This window comes from Rhizobium sp. SRDI943 (assembly GCF_057653695.1).
In genome coordinates, this window is the sequence record NZ_CM172787.1 from 2,847,576 (window position 1) to 2,863,646 (window position 16,071).

Below are 16,071 nucleotides of genomic sequence, written 5' to 3' on the forward strand. Positions count from 1 at the left end.
AGAAATTCAAGGCATTGCAGCGTCGCCGACGCCGTAATACCGCTTTCTCAATATTCCAGCGGCAGCGTCGCGTTTTCGAGCCACGCCCTGACATCGTGATCGTGGATGAGCGGCATCAGCGCCTCGCATGTGCGGCGATGATAGTCGTTGAACCAGTGCAGCTCGTCGTGGGTCAGAAGCTCGGGAATGACGAGACTGCGGTCGATCGGGCAGAAAGTCAGCGTCTCGAATCCGAGCATCGGCGCATCGCCGCCCTCGATCTCCTCGGCCCCGCGCACATAGATCAGGTTCTCGATGCGGATGCCGAAGCTGCCGGGCCGGTAATAGCCCGGCTCGTTCGAAAGGATCATGCCGGGCAGCAGTTCCTGTGTCGACAGCCTGGAGATGCGCTGCGGCCCCTCATGCACCGAGAGATAGGAGCCGACGCCGTGGCCTGTGCCGTGAGCGAAATCGGCGCCGGCCCGCCACAGTGCGATGCGCGCCAGCGGATCGAGATCGCAGCCGCGCGTGCCCTTCGGGAAACGCGCGGTGCTGATCTCTATCATCCCCTTCAGCACCAGCGTGAAGAAGCGCCGATGCTCTTCCGAAACTCTGCCGATGCCGACGGTGCGGGTGATGTCGGTCGTACCGTTGATATATTGCGCGCCGGAATCGATCAAAAAGAGTTCGCCGGCCTCGATCATCCGGTTGGTCTCGGTCGTCACGCGGTAATGCATGATCGCCGCATGTTCGCCGGCGCCCGAAATCGTGTCGAAGGAAATGTCCTTCAGCGGGTTCTGCACGCTCTGGCCGACGCGGGCGCGCGCCGCTTCGAGATGCTCGGCGGCCGTGATCTCGCTCACCGTGCCGGGCTTGGTCTGCGACAGCCAATAGAGGAATTCCACCATCGCCGCACCGTCCTGCAGATGCGCGGCGGCCGAGCCGTTGATCTCGACGTCGTTCTTCACCGCACGCGGCAGCTTGGCGGGATCGGCGCCCTCCACCACTTCGCCGCCCGCCTTGCGGATGATCTCGGCCAACGCATAGGCGGCGATGTCAGGGTCGATCAGCACGCGGCCGCCATCCCTGGAAACGGCGGCGAGCTTTTCTTCCAGCACCGATGGTGGCAACTGGGTGCAAATCTGCGCGAGATAGGCCTCCGGCTCGATGCCGGTCTTGCGCTTGTCGAGGAAGATCTCGGCCCGCCCGTCGGCATGGATGATGGCACGCGCCAGCGGATGCGGCGTATGCGGCACGTCGGCGCCGCGGATATTGAAGGTCCAGGCGACCGAAGAGGGATCGGCGATCAGCACCGCCGCAAGGTTCTTCTTCGAAAGATCAGCGGCGATCGTCGCGATCTTCTCTCTCGCCAGCACGCCGGCCTGCGCCACGTTCTGGATGTTGACCGCGCCGAGCGGCTCGGCCGGTCGGTCAGCCCAAAGCCTGTCGAGCGGATTGTGCGGCAGGAATATCAGCGTTCCGCCGATCTGCGACAGCGCTTTTTCCAGACGGCGCACCTCAGCCCCTGCGTGCAGCCAGGGGTCAATGCCGAGCCGCAGCCCCTTGGCTCCGTTTCCGGCAAGCCAGAGATGTGGCGGCTCGTTGACGAGATCGCCGCCCGAAAAGACCGAACCGTCGACCTGTTCGGCAAGCTGCGTCACATAGCGTCCGTCGACGAAGACGATCGCCTGCGTGCGCAGAATCAGCGCAATGCCGGCCGAGCCGGTAAAGCCCGTCAGCCATGCCAAGCGCTCTGAACATGCGGGAACATATTCGCCGTTGAATTCATCGGCGCGCGGCACGAGGAAGGCGTCGATGCCGAGCGAATCGAAACCGGCGCGCAGCGCCGATACACGATCCCTGCCGAATTGCGGCGTGGAGGTAACCTCGAAAGACTGGAACATGCTGGAAACCCGAATGATTGAGACGAATCCGGTTAATGGAATGCCGGCCATGTTAGCGAAATTTCAACCGATGGGGAGAAAAAGCGACCAAACGAGTCGAAACCCCTGGGGCCGCTCAACATTTTGACGGAACTGTGACGCCAAAAGTTAATTTGGCACGCTTTATGCATTGGCCGCATGGCTCCCATGAGCAAAACCCTCTGCCTCCGCATTTCAGAATAGCTATATAGGCGTCATCGAACGGTTCGCGATGAACCTGTAAACAAAGGAATTCTTGAAATGACCGCCTCTCTGTCGCGCTTCGCATATAGCAGCCCGGTGCAGGCTGGCGAACGCCAGACCGTGCGTCACGTAATCGGCGCCCGCCGCCCGCAGAACGAGGACAGCCTCAAGCTGCTCGGCGCCGGCCAGCGGGCCACGCGCCACAAGGGCGCCCTCAGCTACGCGTTCTAAGCCTGAAAGCCAGTCCGTCTCCTCCCTCCCGGACCGGCCTATTGGAATGCAGTAGAGCCCGCTTGAGCGCTCCTCCCCTTGAGCTCGCGGGCGTTGACCGGATAGACCGGTCCAAGGCGGTGCCATCGGCACCGCCTTTTTTGTTGTCTTCAACAAGGTGACGGAGCGGCTCCGTTTCGATAAGGCGGTGCGGCACCCGCCACCGCCCTCATCCCTGTGCTTGTCACAGGGATCTAGTGCGCCCAAGTCCTTGGGCGCGGGAAACTCTCTTCAAGCTCGTATGGAGTTATTCACCGCGCAGACGCGCGGTGGCTGGATCCCTGTGACGGGCACAGGGATGAGGGTGGGGACGAGGCGCGTTGCCTTAAGCATGGCATGCGTTTGCAGGAGCAATCACCTGCTCACAGCCTTGAAAAATCAAGGCCGATCGAGATGAATAGTCACCCAGCCATTGCGCCAGATGGTTCTGACATGGCGAAGCCTCGCGCCACTATAGGCGGCAATCACCTTCCAGCGTTGCCCGGCAAGGATGCCGGAGAGAATAACTGATCCGCCAGGCGCAAGATGCGTCGCAAGCTTCGGCGCCATGCGGATCAGCGGCCGCGCGAGAATATTGGCGATGATGAGATCGAAGGGACCCTGCTCTGAAAAGGCCGTCGAATGAAAGCCCGGTGCGGTCCTGGTGACGATGCCCGAGGCGATGCCGTTGCGGCGCACGTTCTCGGCCGCCACCTTCGTCGCGATCGGATCGATGTCGGTCGCAAGCACCGGTATGTTCCTGAGCTTGCGCACCGCAATCGCCAGTACGCCGCTGCCGGTGCCGAGATCGAGCGCGTTGCGGACCAGGCGCGAGCGCACCACGGCATCGATCACCTCAAGGCAGCCGGCCGTCGTTCCGTGATGGCCAGTGCCGAAGGCCTGGCCGGCATCGATCTCGATGGCAATGTCGCCGGGGCGGATCTTATTGCGGTCATGCGAGCCATGCACCAGGAAACGCCCTGCCCTGACGGGCTTCAGTCCCTCCAGCGATTTCACCACCCAGTCGATTTCGGGGATGACTTCCCGTTCCAGCTGGGCCTCGGGGAAAGAGGCCTTCAATGCGTCCTCGACCCGGGATTGCACCTCAGTCTCGTCCTCGGCCATCATATAGATCGAGGCTTCCCAGATATCCTTCTTCTCATCGATCTCGGTGGTGCCGATGGCAAAGTCTTCTTCACCGAAGACCGTGCTCAGAAGGTCGAGGATCTCTTCGGCCTTGCTTTCGGTCGTAGTCACGTAAAGGCGGATTTCACTCACGATAGGCGGTCTTTCCCGTTTCCGTTGCCCGCCATCGGTCGAGCCAACGCCCCATCACGCTGAAACCATCACCCCTTGTTGACGAGATTCTCTAGCTTCTTTACCGCCGTGTCCGGGTTTTCGCCATAGGCGATTGTTCCGGAAAACCGCCCGGCCGAATCAAGCAGGAAGACCGAGGCGGTGTGATCCATCGTATAGTCGCCATTCGGATCCTTCTCGTCGACCGGCACCTTCTTGGCGTAGACGCGGAACCCCTTGATAACCTCGGCGATCTTGTCAGGCGCGCCGGAAATGCCGGTGATGCGCTTGGAAACGTTGGAGACGTATTCGTTCATGATCTCAGGCGTGTCGCGCTCCGGATCGACGGTCACGAAATAGGCCTGCAGCTTGTCGCCCTTCGGATCGACCTTCTCCATCCAGCCGTTCAGCTCGAAAAGCGTCGTCGGGCAGACTTCCGGGCAATGGGTGAAGCCGAAAAACAGCGCCGTCGGCTTGCCGCGCAGCGCCTGCTCGGTGATCGGCTGTCCGTTCTGGGAGACCAGGGTGAAGGGTACGCCGAAGGGCGGTTCGGCCACCACATCCTTCGACTTCGTCAGGTTGAGCGTAAACGCTCCGAGAAACCCGGCAAGTATCAGGACACCGACCCAAACGGCGATGCGGAATGTCTTCATTGGCATGATCCTCAATCCAGGCGGATGTGCCGCCCGCCCCTGCTGGCGTGATTATAGCCTCGACCGAAGGCGCGCAATTCAAGAATATGTTTTCGAACCCGTGTTGAATTGTCTCACCGGTAGAAACTGCCACGGCAACGAAATCCGCCCTCAGGAATCTGCACGGATCAAAAATGCATGTGTTTGAATAGCTTACCTCTGGAGAGACGGCCAATCCGAAAATACATATCGTTAGGAAAGACTTAAGCCGTCACATCTATATTTAACGGCGGTTCTACATCGCCTCTCCCGCTGGGGACAACTGGGAAGAATTCTGACCATGAACAACAATAACGCCATCAAGCAGTCGGGCGCTTATCTCGAAATCGTTTCGTTCCACCTGGGCGATCAGGAATTCTGCATCGACATCATGGCCATCCGCGAAATCCGCGGCTGGGCACCAGTGACGCCAATGCCGCACACCCCGCCCTACGTCTTGGGTCTCATCAACCTGCGCGGCGCCGTGATCCCCGTTATCGACATGGCCTGCCGCCTCGGCATGAAGATGACCGAGCCCTCCGAGCGCTCGGCGATCATCGTCACCGACATCGCCGGCAAGCTGGTCGGCCTGCTGGTCGAGCAGGTTTCCGACATGATGACCATCAAGAGCGAAGACCTTCAGCCGCCGCCGGAAATCATCCCGGAAGCCCAGCGCGCTTTCTGCCGCGGCATCGTCGCGCTCGAAAAGACCATGGTCTGCTTCCTGAACCTCGACACGGTCATTGCCGACGAGTTGACGCAGGCCGCCTGAGGGCTATCCATTTCTGGAATTCGAAGGCCCGGCTCGTCCGGGCCTTTTTGATTTTGCAATGAGCGAAAAAGGGAGGCGCCGCTCTTTCCAAAATCTCACCGCAGAAACCCTATTGCGGCTTCCCGTTCTTCCAGGTCACGCTTTGCCCATAGAGCGGAATGGTCGAGATCGACATCTTCGCCGAGCCGTCGGTCAGTTCGCGCGAATGAGCGAGATAGATCAGCGTGTCGTTCGTCTTGTCGTAGATGCGGTTGACGACCAGAGTCTTCCAGATCAGCGACATGCCCTGGCGAAACACCTCGCTGCCATCCTTGGACAGGTCGATATTGCCGATCTCGATCGGCCCGGTCTGCCGGCAGGCAATGGAGTTGTTGGACGGGTCCTCGAACCAGTTACCGTTCTTGAGCCGGTCGATCAGGCTGCGGTCGAAATAGGTGACGTGGCAGGTAACGCCCTTGACCTCAGGGTCGGAGACCGCCTCGACGATGATGTCGTTGCCGATCCAGTCGACCCCAACCTTGCCGACGACTTCGGCCGAGGCAGCACCTGTGGAAAGGGCGGCGAAAGAGAAGGCGGCGAGGAGAAGATTGCGCAGTCTGGACATGGCGGCTCCCTGAATAACCCGCATTCTAGATAAGCACGCACCCATGCTTTGCAAGAAAACGGCGTTTGCGGAAAAGGGGTCAGCCTTTTCGGCAGGTGCAGGGCTCATAGGCCTGCGCCGTCAGCCGACCTGGCTTCATGCCGATCAACGACGGTATGGCGTGGACGGCATGGGCCTTGACCGCCCTTGCCATCTCGATGGCGGCCGCTGCGCAGACGGCGGCATCTTCAGCGGCGTTGTGGTGCACGAAACGCAGGCCGAGATGCTCGGCGATCAGGTTCAGCCGGTGCGAGAGGAAATGCGGCCAGATCCGCTGCGCCATCTTCAGGCTGCAGAGATAGGTAAGCTCCGGATAGGATTGCCGGTAGAGATCGAGGCTCGCCCGCCAGACGCTGAAATCGAAGGCGGCATTGTGCGCGATCATCGTCGCGCCGCTGATATCCTCGTGAAACTCGTCCATCACCTCGGGAAACTCGGGCGCATCCTCGACATGCTCCGGCCGGATGCCGTGGATTGCGATGTTCATCCCGGAAAAGCGCATCTCTCGCGGCCGGATCAGCCGCTCCTCGACGCGCGTCACCCTGCCGCCCTCGATCCAGGCAAGGCCGACGGAACAGGCGCTGCCGCGCTGCTCGTTCGCCGTCTCGAAGTCAATCGCGATGGTCTTCAAAATCAGCAACCCGAATCGTTTCTTCGGGAACAGGAATACCGCCCCGCTTCCGGCCGCGCAAATTCGACACGACGCCCGATTGACTTTTTAACCCGCATATCGAAACTTGTTGCCATGATCGGTTTCCTAACCATGGCAGCGCTTATCCATCACGCCACGACCTTTGAAGGGTACGCGGGAGCGATGGCGCGTTAGCAGCGATCCGATCATCATCCCGAAACCCTGCCGAGGCGAGCAGGGTTTTCGGAAACCGGCTCTCCTCCCGACACCGATGGAGAGCATGAATGTCCGAAAACGAAGAGAATGAACCTCGTGGCCGAGCGCGCCTGGCGGATGGCGTCCTTGTGCGCGCCGTCCGCCTGTCCGATGCGGAGGAGATCACCGATCTCATAAATCTGCCGGGCTACCGGGCCGGCACCTTGCGGCCGCCCTACCAGCGGGTCGAGGAAGTTCGCAAACACATGGAAAATCCGTCGCCCGGCGCGCTCAACCTCGTCGTCACCCAGGACGGCAAAATCGTCGGCAATAGCGGCCTCAACCGTCTTTCCGGCCGCAGGCAGCACGTCGCCAGCATAGGCATGGGTGTGCATGACGACTTCACCGGCCGCGGCTTCGGACGGATCTTGCTCGGAGCAATGGTCGATGCTGCCGACGACTGGCTCGATATCAAACGGCTGGAACTGACCGTCTACACCGATAACGATGTCGCCATCGGCCTCTACCAGAAATTCGGCTTCGAGCAGGAAGGCCTGCTGAAGGCCTTCGGATATCGCGCCGGTCAATATGTCGATGCCTATACGATGGCGCGGCTCAGGCTTTGAGCAAACGGGCTGGCGGCTTGCCGTCAGCCCCTCACCCGCTAATCAGCGCCAGCCACTCGTCCTCGTCCATCGTCTGCACGCCGAACTCACGCGCCTTGTCGAGCTTGGAGCCGGCGCCGGGGCCGGCGACGACGATGTCGGTCTTCTTGGAGACTGATCCCGCCACCTTGGCGCCGAGACTTTCCGCCCTCGCCTTCGCCTCGTCGCGGGTGAACTTTTCAAGCGAGCCGGTGAAAACCACGGTCTTGCCGGCGACCGGGCTGCCTGCCGTCTTCGGTTGTTCGGCCTCCTCGGGCGTCACTTCCTCAATAAGCCGGGTGATCACCTCGACATTGCGCGGCTCCTTGTAGAATTCGACGATGGCCCGCGCCACGACCTCGCCGATACCCTCGATGGCGTTGAGATCATTCCAGGCGTCACCGGAAAGCGCCTCGGCCTCGCGCATTGCGGTTTCAAAGGCCGCATAGGTGCCGTAGGAGCGCGCCAAGAGCTTCGCTGTGGTCTCGCCGACATGACGGATGCCGAGCGCGTAGATGAAGCGGTGGAGCGCAATGCTGCGCCGTTCGGTGATCGCCGCATAGAGCTTGCCGACGCTGACCTTGCCGAAGCCGTCGATATTCTCTAGCTTGGTCAGCGATTGCTGCTGACGCTTCTCCAGCGTGAAGATATCGGGCGCAGTGCGGATCTGCAGCGACGCGTCCTCGTTTTCGAAAAAGAAGTCGATCTGCTTCGAGCCGAGCCCTTCAATATCGAAAGCGTTGCGCGAAACGAAGTGCTTCAAATGCTCCGTCGCCTGCGCCCTGCAGATGAAGCCGCCGGTGCAGCGGGTGACCGAATCGAGCTTGCCGGTCTTCTCATGTCTTTCACGCACGGCATGCGACCCGCAGACCGGGCAGGTCTTCGGAAATTCATAGGGCCTGGCCTCGGCCGAGCGCTTCTCCATGACGACGTCGAGCACCTGCGGAATCACATCGCCGGCGCGCTGCACAATGACGGTATCGCCAATGCGGATATCGTGCTCGTCGTCGCGGATGCGCTCGCCGCTATTGCCGATGCCCCTGATGTAATCCGCGTTGTGTAGCGTCGCATTGGTGACGACCACGCCACCGACGGTGATCGGCCTCAATCGCGCGACAGGGGTCAAGGCGCCGGTGCGGCCGACTTGAATGTCGATATTCTCGACGATAGTGAAAGCCTGTTCGGCAGGGAACTTGTGCGCCGTCGCCCAGCGTGGTGAACGCGAGCGGAAACCGAGACGGGCCTGCAACTCGAGACTGTCGACCTTATAGACGACGCCGTCGATGTCGTAGTCGAGATCCGGGCGCTCAAGGCCGATCTCGTCATAATGGGTCAGGATGTCGGCGACCGAGTTCAATCGTTTCACCAGCGGATTGACCGGAAAACCCCAGTCCTTGAAGGTCTGCACCATCCCAAATTGCGTATCGGCCGGCATTTCCGACATCTCGCCCCAGGCGTAGGCGAAGAATTTCAGCTTGCGGCTCGCCGTCACCTTGGCGTCGAGCTGGCGCAGCGATCCGGCAGCCGTATTGCGCGGATTGACATAGGTCTGCTTACCCTCCGCCTCCATCTGCCGGTTCAGCGCCAGGAAGTCGCTCTTGGCCATGTAGACCTCACCGCGGATCTCGACGACAGCGGGCACGCCTTTCGGCAGCTCGTTGGGGATCTCGGCGATGGTCCGGATGTTGGCAGTGACATTCTCCCCCGTCGTGCCGTCGCCACGCGTTGCAGCGGTCACCAGCCTGCCGTTTTCATAACGGATCGACATCGAGAGACCGTCGATCTTCGGCTCGGCGGTAAAGGCGATCGACTGGTCCGGCAGCCGGCCGAGGAAACGATAGACGCCGGCGACAAAATCCTGCACGTCCTCCTGCGAGAAGGTGTTGTCGAGCGACAACATCGGCCGCGCGTGGACGACAGGCGAAAAAGTGACGGAGGGCGCCGCACCGACATGCCGCGATGGGCTGTCTTCGCGGATCAACTCGGGAAAGCGCACTTCCAGCGCATCGTTGCGGCGCTTCAGCGCGTCGTAATCGGCATCCGAAATCTCCGGCCGGTCCTTGCCGTGATAGAGCGCATCGTGATGTGCGATCTCCTTTGCCAGCCGTTCGAGCTCGGCGGCAGCCTCTTCGATCGTCAACGTATCGACGGCGGAACTTTCGGTGGACATGGAACATCACTCCAGAGAATCTGCATTGTTTTTTAGAGCAAAATTTCCGGATGAAAAGAGAGGCCGCGTATCCGCCATCGGGATGATCGGCCTGCTCAGCTCTCCTCCCTCATTCCTGTGCCTGTCACAGGAATCCAGCCACGGCGCCTCTGCGCCGTGAATGACACTCTCTTTCAGAGAAGAAGAATCTCCCGCGCCCAAGGACTTAGGCGCTGGATCCCTGTGACGAGCACAGGGATGAGGGAGATTGAGGTGAGCTTTCGCACCGACTTTCATGCCGTGGAATCCTTGTCACCGCCCTATCCGGCTATTCCCAATCGTTCGCATTGCGCAGCCGGATACCACTGACATGCAGGCTCGTGCCCCAGAGCCCTTTCAGCGGCGTCAGCGTGTCCACCACCCTGAGATCCACCTTGCGCGGGGCAAACTCCCGGTCGAGCTGTGACATGGCGGCATGCTCTATCGGCACCACTCTCTTTCGGGCCACCCACATGCCAGCATCACCCAGATCCTCGAAGCCCTCGGCTGGCATCTCGTAACGATGGATCGTCTCCGCTTCGAGCCTTTCCAGCCAACGGCGCTCGACGTAGGCGACGGCGCGCCAGTCGCCGAGCCAGTGCCGGCGTTCGGCCTCCGGCGTATCGGCCGCCGCCCAGAGCAGGATGCGGGGACAATCGCGCGGAAAGAGATACAGGAAATCATGATGGGCATCGATTGCCCAGACGAGCGGACCGTTCAGCCATTCTCGGCCGGGCGCACGAGCAGAGGGGACGCGAACCGGGCGTGGCTCGAACGCCGCGATCCCGGAATCGTCGCTGAAATGGAAAAGTCGCATGGCTTGAGCTCGCCGCCGATCGAGAAGCTTCAGCGCATATCGCGCCACGGGATGATTGTCATCCCGCCGGCCTAAGCGGAAAGAGCGTCGGAAGAAAAATCAGCCGTTGCCGGCCAGCAGCCGCTTCGCCGCCGCCCGCGCCTCTTCGGTAACGGAAGCCCCGGCCAGCATACGGGCGATCTCCTCGGTGCGATCCTTCTGCGCCATCGTCGCGACGCGGGTGGCAATCTTTTCCGAACCGTCGGCCGACGGTCCCTTGGAAATCAAGAGATGCGTCGCCGCCCGCGCCGCGACCTGCGGCGCATGCGTGACCGACAACACCTGCACCCGCTCCGACAGCCGCTTCAGCCGCTGACCGATCGCATCGGCCACCGCGCCGCCGACGCCGGTATCGATTTCGTCGAAGACGAGCGTCGGGGCCGATCCGCGATCGGCGAGCGCCACTTTCAGCGCCAGCAGGAAACGCGACAGTTCGCCGCCCGAGGCGACCTTCATGATCGAGCCCGGTCGCGTGCCCGGATTGGTCTGAACATGGAATTCGACGACGTCGATGCCTTCGGCCAGCGCCTCGCCCGCATCCGTGGTGATCTCGACCATGAAACGGGCGCGTTCGAGTTTCAGCGCCGGCAGCTCAGCCATGACGGCCCCAGCCAGTGCGGTGCCGGCATGATGGCGCTTGTCGGACAGCGAGCGCGCCGCCGCATCGTAATTTTCCCGCGCCAGGCCGACCTCGGCGTCGAGCCGAGCAAGCCGCTCCTCGCCCGCGTCGAGATCGGCAAGATCGGCGATCATGCGCACGGCAAGTGCCGGCAGCTCGGTGACGGGCACGGAATATTTGCGCGAGGCGGCCCTGAGCGCGAAAAGCCGCTCCTCCACCCGCTCCAGCTCTCTTGGATCGTATTCGGTCTTGCGCAGTGCCGCCTCGACTTCCATCTGCGCGTTGGAAAGCTGGTCCAGCGCGGCATCGAGCAGCGTCACGGTGTCTTCGAGCAGCCCCGGCGCCTCATGGCTCTTGCGCTCCAGCCGGCGCACCAGCGAGGCGATATGGGGCACGGGCGAGGCATTGCCGTTCAAGAATTCGGACGCCTCGGCGATATCGCCGGCGATTCGCTCGGCCTTCATCATCTTCTGCCGGCGATCGGCGAGTTCTTCCTCCTCGCCATCCTGCGGCGAGAGCTTCTCGAGCTCTTCGACCGACGAGCGCAGGTAGTCGGCTTCGCGCGCCGCGCTTTCCACCTTCTCCCGGTGGTTCTTCAGCGTCCGCTCGCTGTCGCGCCACAGGCGATAGAGCCGGGAGACTTCCGAAACCTCGTCGGTGAGGCCGGCAAAGGCATCGAGCAGGGTGCGGTGGGCATTGGTGTCGACAAGGGCGCGATCGTCGTGCTGGCCGTGAATTTCGACCAGCATCTGACCGGCCTGGCGCATCAGCTGCACGCTGACCGGCTGGTCGTTGACATAGGCCTTGGTGCGTCCGTCCGCCGATTGCTGACGGCGGAAGATCAGATCGCCCTCGTCGTCGATGCCGTTTTCACGCAGGAGTGTGCGGGCGCCGTGTTCCATGCCGACGTCGAACACCGCCGTCACCTGGCCCTTGTCCTCGCCATGACGCACCAGGTCGCCGTCGCCGCGTCCACCGAGCGCCAGCGACAGGCTGTCGAGCAGGATGGATTTACCCGCCCCGGTCTCGCCCGTCAGGACGGAGAGGCCGGTCTCGAAGGCAAGATCCAGCCGCTCGATCAGGACGATATCGCGGATCGAAAGCTGGATCAGCATTGGCCTCAGGAACCGAGAAGAAGTTTCTTGCCCGCTGCCGCGATCCACGAGCCCTTGTTTTCACGCGGCTCGGCACCGCCGCTCTGCAGCAGCTTGTAGGAATCAGCATACCACTGGCTGTCGGGATAATTGTGACCGAGAACGGCAGCGGCTGTCTGCGCCTCGTCGACGATGCCCATGGCGTAATAAGCTTCGACGAGACGCGCTAAGGCCTCTTCGATCTGGTTCGTATTCGGATATTTCTCAACGACGATACGGAAGCGCGAGATCGCGGCGAGATATTCCTTCCGCTCCATGTAGTAGCGGCCGATCTGCATTTCCTTGCCGGCGAGCTGGTCGCGCGAAAAGCGGATCTTGGCCTGTGCGTCGTCGACATATTCGGAGTTTGGATAATTGTCGATGACGGCCTGCATCGCCTCGATCGTCTTGGCCGAGGCGCGCTGGTCCTGCGTCACGTCGACGATCTGCTTGGAATAGGTGAGACCGATGAGATACTGCACATAGGCAGCATCCTGGGACTTCGGATATTGCGACATGTAGCGGTTGCCGGAAGCAAGCGCATCGTCCAAACGGCCTTGGCGGTATTTGACGAAGGTGCTCATCACAAGCGCCTTGCGCGCCCATTCGGAAAACGGGTTCTCGCGATCGATCGCGTCGAACTTGCGCGCCGCTTCCGCCATGTTGCCTGCCTTCATATTGGCCAGGCCCTGGGTGTAGAGCACGTCAGGCGGATCGGTTTCGAGACCGAGCTTGGTGATGTCGATGTCGGGATCCGACTGGCAACCGGAGATCAAGGCGCCTGCGCTGAGCACCAGAAGCGATGCGAACAAAGCGCGCGCTGTCTTCATCATACCTTCAGATCCTGCATAACCCATTCGAAAGAACCCCACTGCTGCCGCTCTCTCCACGGCAGCCACGCCTCGCTGGCGTTTCTAGCCACAAATGTGCATCAAGAGCAACGCAATGATAAGGCATTAACGCATTTTTGTGGCAGCAGCCGCAGAATGATCGGCTTTTCAACTTCTTCCCGACCTGTGGCGGCCAAGCATCGGTCTATTGCCGTAGACACGCCGGACATAAAAAAACCGCCTCCGGGAAAGAGGCGGCCTGGTCTTGAGAATATGCTGGAGGTCATGCCGACCAGGGAGCGAATTCCGAAGCACTGACCGCGATCAGTTCGCGGGCAGCGACGCGCTGGCGCGGCGTCGACGTCTCGACCACTTCGTAGGCGGAGGAATCGGCGAGCAGCGCCTTCAGCGCATTGGCATTCATCTTGTGACCGCCGCGATAGGAACGGTAGCAACCGATGAACTGGACGCCGGCAAGGGACAGATCGCCGACGGCATCGAGCGTCTTGTGGCGGACGAATTCATCCTTGGCGTAACGCAGCCCTTCGACGTTGATGACGGTGTTGTCGTCCGAGATGACGACGGAATTTTCGAGTGAGGACCCGAGCGCGTGGCCCGACGCCCAGAGACGTTCGACATCGCGCATGAAGCCGAAGGTGCGGGCGCGCGAAAGCTCGGCCTTGAAGACGGCGGGCGTCATATCGCCGGCCCACTTCTGCCGGCCGATCAGCGGGCACTCGAAATCGATTTCGACTTCGAAGCGTGTACCGTCATAAGGACGGAATTCGCTCCAGGAGCCGCCATGCTCAATTCGCACCGGCTTGGTGATACGGATATAGCGGCGCTTGACGCCGAGGGAGACGAGACCGACCTGCTCGATTGCCTCGACGAAAGGCAGCGAGCTTCCGTCCATGATCGGCATTTCGGAGCCCTGCACCTCGATCACCACATTGTCGAGGCCGAGCGCATAGACGGCGGCCATGACATGCTCGATCGTCGCAACCGAATGGGCCGGCGAGAAGCCGAGCACGGTGCAGAGGTCGGTATTGCCTACCTGCGAGGAGACGGCCTTGAGTTCGGTGATGTCGCCATTGTCATGCAGGCGCTGGAAAACGACGCCGGTGTCCGATTCGGCCGGGTTCAGGGTGATCGACACTTCCGCGCCCGAATGGACCCCGGTGCCCGAAAGCGTCACGGGACGCGATACCGTCGTTTGAAAACCCAGCAAGCCAATTGCCATAAACTCTGCCTTTTATTCTTCCGTACCGGCGGTCTGTCCGATCGGCACGGTCATCGTTCATTCTGCATAAGGAGCCGTCGAAAAGACTCCCAGGGCAGTTTTCTTGCGACCATACTTACGTGCGCCGACGCTCCAATCCAAATCACTGTTTCTTTCGCTTTGTTACGAAGTCACGCGATTGAAATTGCTCGCGAATCGCAGGCTGAAAAACAGCAATGCCCGGGACCTTGATCCCGGGCATGAACGGGTGCCGAAGCACGGTATCAGTTCGACTGGCGACGCAGGAATGCCGGGATTTCCAGCTGGTCGTCTTCCTGCATCATCCGGGCCTGCGGAACCGCGCGACCTTGGTCGTCGAGGTTGCCGCGACGCGGTGCGTAGAGGCTTGCCTCCGGCGACAGCGGACGGCGCTGCTGCGAAGCGGCCGGCGGTGCTGCGGTCATATCGGCGGCAACGGCGTCGTCGTCGCGACGGCCAAGCGAATTGGTGATTCGCTTGAGGAGGCCCATCGGACCGCGCTCCTCCGCCGCATGGGCAGACGCCGGCTGCGTGCGGTGGTCGAGTTCGGCCTGGACGACCGGCGGGAAATCCTCGACCTTCGGCATGCGCATCGGTTCGGGCGCCTGACGGATGACCGGCTCCTGCCGGATCGGCTGCTGCTGGACCGGCCGGCTGATGACCGGCTGGCTCATGGCGGGCGCCGGAGCCTGCTGCTGTACCGGTGCCGGACGCATTGCCGGAGCTTCCGGTGCAGGCGCGAAAATCTTGCTCTGCGGACGGAAGGCCTCCTGCTGTGGAGCCGGCTGCTGCAGCGATGCGGCAGCACGCGGGGCCGGAATTTCGAGCTCGCGTTCCATCTCGGCTTCGCGGATGGTCTGCGCGATCGGATCCATGGCCTTCGGTGCCTGCATCACGGGGGCAGGCTGAACTGCGGCCGCTGCCGGAGCAACAGCCGCGGAGGGACGGATAACCGGCCTTGCTGCCGGCTGGAGGTTGCGTTCGGCGGCTTCGTTCATCGCCCGGTCGATGCCGGTTGCGACGACCGAGACGCGGATGATGCCTTCGAGCGATTCGTCGAAGGTGGCGCCGAGGATGATGTTGGCGTCAGGATCGACTTCCTCGCGGATGCGGGTCGCGGCTTCGTCGACTTCGAAGAGGGTGAGGTCGCGACCGCCGGTGATGGAGATCAGCAGGCCCTGGGCGCCCTTCATCGAGGTTTCGTCGAGCAGCGGGTTGGCGATCGCAGCCTCTGCAGCCTGCAGCGCGCGGCCGGAGCCGGAAGCTTCGCCGGTGCCCATCATCGCCCGGCCCATCTCGCGCATCACCGAGCGGACGTCGGCGAAGTCGAGGTTGATGAGGCCTTCCTTGACCATCAGGTCGGTGATGCAGGCAACGCCCGAATAGAGAACCTGGTCAGCCATGGCGAAGGCATCGGCGAAGGTCGTCTTGTCGTTGGCAATGCGGAAAAGGTTCTGGTTCGGAATGACGATCAGCGTATCGACAGACTTCTGCAGTTCCTGGATGCCCATCTCGGCCAGGCGCATGCGGCGCCCGCCTTCGAAATGGAACGGCTTGGTGACGACGCCGACCGTCAGGATGCCCTTGTTGCGAGCCGCCTGTGCGACAACCGGAGCAGCACCTGTGCCGGTGCCGCCGCCCATGCCGGCGGTGACGAAGCACATATGCGTGCCGTTCAGGTGATCGACGATCTCGTCGATGCACTCCTCGGCGGCCGCCCGGCCAACTTCCGGCTGCGAGCCGGCACCGAGGCCTTCGGTGACGTTGACGCCGAGCTGGATGATGCGCTCGGCCTTCGTCATCGTCAGCGCCTGCGCATCCGTGTTGGCGACGACGAAATCGACGCCCTGGAGGCCGGCGGTAATCATATTGTTGACGGCATTGCCGCCTCCGCCGCCAACGCCGAACACGGTGATGCGCGGCTTCAGCTCTGTGATGTCAGGCTTTTGCAGCTTGATGGTCATGGTACCTGTTCCTTCTC

14 protein-coding genes are annotated in these 16,071 nt (G+C 61.8%); 3 read left to right on the top strand and 11 right to left on the bottom strand.

From position 1 onward, the window contains the following. Positions 1-47: 47 nt before the first annotated feature. Positions 48-1,883, bottom strand: coding sequence for an aminopeptidase P family protein (locus AC245Y_RS14750; RefSeq protein ID WP_032996676.1), 1,836 nt, complete (start codon positions 1,881-1,883; stop codon positions 48-50). A gap of 279 nt (positions 1,884-2,162) precedes the next feature. Between AC245Y_RS14750 and AC245Y_RS14755 the strand changes: the two genes are divergently transcribed. Next, positions 2,163-2,336 (top strand): hypothetical protein, encoded by a 174-nt coding sequence (locus tag AC245Y_RS14755; RefSeq protein ID WP_012758267.1) that lies wholly within the window; start codon positions 2,163-2,165, stop codon positions 2,334-2,336. A 417-nt stretch (positions 2,337-2,753) separates the two neighbouring features. Here AC245Y_RS14755 and AC245Y_RS14760 read toward each other — a convergent pair whose 3' ends face one another. Both AC245Y_RS14760 and AC245Y_RS14765 read right to left on the bottom strand, forming a co-directional pair. Further along, positions 2,754-3,632 carry a 50S ribosomal protein L11 methyltransferase gene (locus AC245Y_RS14760; RefSeq protein WP_017994710.1) on the bottom strand — a complete coding sequence of 293 codons (879 nt, stop codon included), beginning with the start codon at positions 3,630-3,632 and terminating at the stop codon, positions 2,754-2,756. 68 nt (positions 3,633-3,700) lie between these two features. Beyond that, on the bottom strand, positions 3,701-4,303 hold the full coding sequence (locus AC245Y_RS14765; protein ID WP_026157424.1) for an SCO family protein: 603 nt from the start codon (positions 4,301-4,303) through the stop codon (positions 3,701-3,703). 319 nt (positions 4,304-4,622) lie between these two features. Here AC245Y_RS14765 and AC245Y_RS14770 point away from each other — a divergent pair, with 319 nt between their 5' ends. Beyond that, a complete protein-coding gene (locus AC245Y_RS14770; RefSeq protein ID WP_003541378.1) occupies positions 4,623-5,093 on the top strand; it encodes a chemotaxis protein CheW in 471 nt (156 codons plus the stop codon). A 109-nt stretch (positions 5,094-5,202) separates the two neighbouring features. Here AC245Y_RS14770 and AC245Y_RS14775 read toward each other — a convergent pair whose 3' ends face one another. Together AC245Y_RS14775 and AC245Y_RS14780 are read right to left on the bottom strand one after the other, a co-directional pair. Beyond that, complete coding sequence (locus AC245Y_RS14775) at positions 5,203-5,697, bottom strand: CreA family protein (protein WP_012758270.1); 495 nt, start codon at positions 5,695-5,697, stop codon at positions 5,203-5,205. A 79-nt stretch (positions 5,698-5,776) separates the two neighbouring features. Continuing rightward, entirely contained in the window at positions 5,777-6,367 is a 591-nt protein-coding gene (locus tag AC245Y_RS14780; RefSeq protein ID WP_026157425.1) for a 3'-5' exonuclease, read from the bottom strand. Positions 6,368-6,651: 284 nt separating this feature from the next. On the opposite strand from AC245Y_RS14780, the gene AC245Y_RS14785 reads away from it, so the two are divergent. Then, positions 6,652-7,188: a GNAT family N-acetyltransferase gene (locus tag AC245Y_RS14785; RefSeq protein ID WP_017994713.1), complete on the top strand. Its 537-nt coding sequence runs from the start codon at positions 6,652-6,654 to the stop codon at positions 7,186-7,188. A gap of 31 nt (positions 7,189-7,219) precedes the next feature. Here the strand turns inward: AC245Y_RS14785 and ligA are convergent, their stop codons facing one another. From ligA to ftsZ, 6 genes are all read right to left on the bottom strand, one after another. Next, positions 7,220-9,376 (bottom strand): NAD-dependent DNA ligase LigA, encoded by a 2,157-nt coding sequence (ligA, locus tag AC245Y_RS14790; protein WP_017994714.1) that lies wholly within the window; start codon positions 9,374-9,376, stop codon positions 7,220-7,222. A 307-nt stretch (positions 9,377-9,683) separates the two neighbouring features. After that, positions 9,684-10,211, bottom strand: coding sequence for a DUF6886 family protein (locus AC245Y_RS14795; RefSeq protein ID WP_017994715.1), 528 nt, complete (start codon positions 10,209-10,211; stop codon positions 9,684-9,686). Between the two features lie 99 nt (positions 10,212-10,310). Next, positions 10,311-11,984, bottom strand: a complete 1,674-nt coding sequence (gene recN / locus AC245Y_RS14800) for a DNA repair protein RecN (RefSeq protein WP_012758275.1) — start codon at positions 11,982-11,984, stop codon at positions 10,311-10,313. Positions 11,985-11,989: 5 nt separating this feature from the next. After that, positions 11,990-12,859: an outer membrane protein assembly factor BamD gene (locus tag AC245Y_RS14805; protein ID WP_011652788.1), complete on the bottom strand. Its 870-nt coding sequence runs from the start codon at positions 12,857-12,859 to the stop codon at positions 11,990-11,992. A 256-nt stretch (positions 12,860-13,115) separates the two neighbouring features. Beyond that, complete coding sequence (lpxC, locus tag AC245Y_RS14810; RefSeq protein ID WP_012758277.1) at positions 13,116-14,072, bottom strand: UDP-3-O-acyl-N-acetylglucosamine deacetylase; 957 nt, start codon at positions 14,070-14,072, stop codon at positions 13,116-13,118. A gap of 263 nt (positions 14,073-14,335) precedes the next feature. Beyond that, complete coding sequence (gene ftsZ / locus AC245Y_RS14815) at positions 14,336-16,054, bottom strand: cell division protein FtsZ (protein WP_017994717.1); 1,719 nt, start codon at positions 16,052-16,054, stop codon at positions 14,336-14,338. Positions 16,055-16,071 lie beyond the last annotated feature (17 nt).